Source organism: Monashia sp. HAY1-5C (genome assembly GCF_056755255.1).
In genome coordinates, this window is the sequence record NZ_JBPGXG010000244.1 from 1 (window position 1) to 2,508 (window position 2,508).

General features: G+C 72.6%; 2 protein-coding genes. One reads left to right on the forward strand and one right to left on the reverse strand.

Translation table 11 applies throughout. From position 1 onward, the window contains the following. Positions 1–251 precede the first annotated feature (251 nt). A complete protein-coding gene (locus tag ACR9ZK_RS21310) occupies positions 252–809 on the forward strand; it encodes an HNH endonuclease (protein WP_481343965.1) in 558 nt (185 codons plus the stop codon). Between the two features lie 287 nt (positions 810–1,096). Here the strand turns inward: ACR9ZK_RS21310 and fabF are convergent, their stop codons facing one another. Beyond that, complete coding sequence (gene fabF, locus ACR9ZK_RS21315) at positions 1,097–2,347, reverse strand: beta-ketoacyl-ACP synthase II (RefSeq protein ID WP_481343966.1); 1,251 nt, start codon at positions 2,345–2,347, stop codon at positions 1,097–1,099. Positions 2,348–2,508: the final 161 nt, after the last annotated feature.

The following is a 2,508-nucleotide window of genomic DNA, read 5'->3' on the forward strand; positions in this document are numbered from 1 at the left end:
CCGGACATGGCCACGGGTCTGCCCACCGACGCGAAGCACCAGGGGTGCCTCGTCGAGGTGGCCGACCCGTTCACGGGTGGGCGTCGCCACGGCAGCCCACAGGCCGACCACGAGCATCCCCATAGCGTCCTCGCCGACGTGCCACGAGCCTGACCGCTCCCGCGCCACGAGCCGCCACCGGATGTTCCGGGAGGCGGCTCTTTGCCTGTGTCCGAGCACGACCGGCACGAGACGGAAGGAGAGGCCCCGCCATGACCCAGGTCGAGGTGTGGAACGCCGACGAGACGTTGTTGCACCGCGTCACCGTGCGGCACGCGATCGCGATGATCTGGCGCGGTGTCGCGACGCCGGTCACCGAGCACGACACGGACCGCTTCGGCCCGTACCGGGTGCCCCTCGTCGTGCGGCTCGTCCGCTACGTCGAGCAGAAGTGGCTCTACTCGCGGACCCGGGCCACGTACTCCCGCGACGGCGTGCTGCTGCGCGACCGCGGCCGGTGCGCGTACTGCGGACGGTTCACGGCCACGACGATGGACCACGTCCAGCCTCGCTCCCGCGGTGGTGCGACGTCATGGGCCAACGCCGTGGCCGCCTGTGAGCCGTGCAACGCCCGCAAGGGTGACCGGACGCCCGACGAGGCCGGGATGCCGCTGCGCTGGCAGCCGTACGTGCCGACGCGCGTCCAGCTGCACTTCGCGCGCGAGACCGTCATGGAGGGCGCCCTCACCGCGGCTCCCCGCCATGGCGACGCCCCGGACGCCGGCGCCGCCGCTCGCACCACCGCCCCGCACACGAGAGCACGACGATGACCCCGTTCCCTGTCGCGCTCCCGGGCGCGCAGGCCTCCACGCTCATATGGGCCGGCCCCGCCGAGGTCGAGCTCGCGGCGCTCGAGCAGCTTCGCACGATCAGCCGGCCCAGGCCTGCGGCCCGGACCCGCTCGTCGAGGTCGTCGCCCGCCTGACGACGCTGCTCTGCGTCAAGGGCTGACCCGGCCGGGTCGAGGGCTGAGCCCCGGCCACCGGGGGTGACGTCGGAAGGCCCCTCGTCCGTGGCTGACCACGGGCGAGGGGCCTTCTCGTGCAAGCGGTTCCGCTCAGATGCTGCGGATCGCGAGGGCGACGTTGTGGCCGCCGAACCCGAACGAGTTGTTCAGGGCCGCGATGTCGCCGTCGGGAAGCTGCTGGGCCTCGCCGGTGACGACGTTGAGCGGGATCTCCGGGTCCTGGTCGTCGAGGTTGATCGTCGGCGGCACGAGCCGGTGGTGGACCGACTGGATCGTGATGACGGCCTCGAGGGCGCCGGCGGCGCCGAGCAGGTGTCCGGTCATCGACTTCGTCGCGGTCACCGACAGGTTCTCGGTGTGGTCGCCGAACGCGCGCTTGATGGCGTTGTACTCGGCGACGTCGCCGACGGGTGTCGACGTCGCGTGCGCGTTGATGTGGATGATGTCGGACAGCGCCAGGTCGGCGCGCTCGACGGCGTAGCGCATCGCGCGCGCGGCGCCGGACCCGTTGGGCTCGGGAGCGGTGATGTGGTGCGCGTCGGCCGACATGCCGACGCTGGCCAGCTCGGCGTAGATCCTCGCGCCACGGGCCCTGGCGTGCTCCTCGGACTCGAGGACGATGACGGCCGCACCCTCACCGAGCACGAAGCCGTCGCGGCCCGTGTCGTAGGGGCGCGAGGCCTTCTCCGGCTCGTCGTTGCGGGTCGAGAGGGCCTGCATGGCGGCGAAGCCCGCGATGGGCAGCGCGTGGACCGCGGCCTCGGTGCCACCGGCCACGACGACGTCGGCGCGACCCGTGCGGATCATGTCGATGGCGTAGCCCATGCTCTCGGCGCCGGAGGCGCAGGCGCTCACGGTCGTGTGTGCACCGGCGCGCGCGCCGAGGTCGAGCGAGACGGCGGCCGCGGGCCCGTTGGGCATGAGCATCGGGACGGCGAGCGGGTAGACCCGACGGGGGCCCTTCTCGCGCAGGTTGTCCCACTGGTCGAGCAGCGTCCAGACGCCACCGATGCCGGAGCCGACGGCGGCACCGAGCCGCTCGGGGTCGACCTCGGGCTTGCCCGCATCGGCCCACGCCTCGCGCGCGGCGATGAGGGCGTACTGGCTCGACGGGTCGAGGCGCCGGGTCTCGACCTTGGCCAGGACCTCCTCGGGCTTCGTGGCGATCGTCGCGGCGAAGGTGACCGGGAGCTCGTACTTGGCGACCCAGTCGAAGTCCATCGGGCGGGCGCCGGAACGCCCCGCGAGGAGGGCCTCCCAGGTCTCGGTGGCCGTGCCACCGAGTGGCGTCGTGGCGCCGAGACCGGTGACCACGACGCGTCGGTCGCGATTGGAGGTCATGTGACGTGCTCCTGTCGAGTCGGGGTGTTGCGGTTGGTACGGGGACCCGGGTTCGGGTCGGACGTGGTGCTGGGGTGCAGCGGGGATGCGGTGCGGATGTGGCGGCCGGCCGTCGTGGCCGGGCCTGTCTCTTATACACATCTGACACTGCCGACGACGGA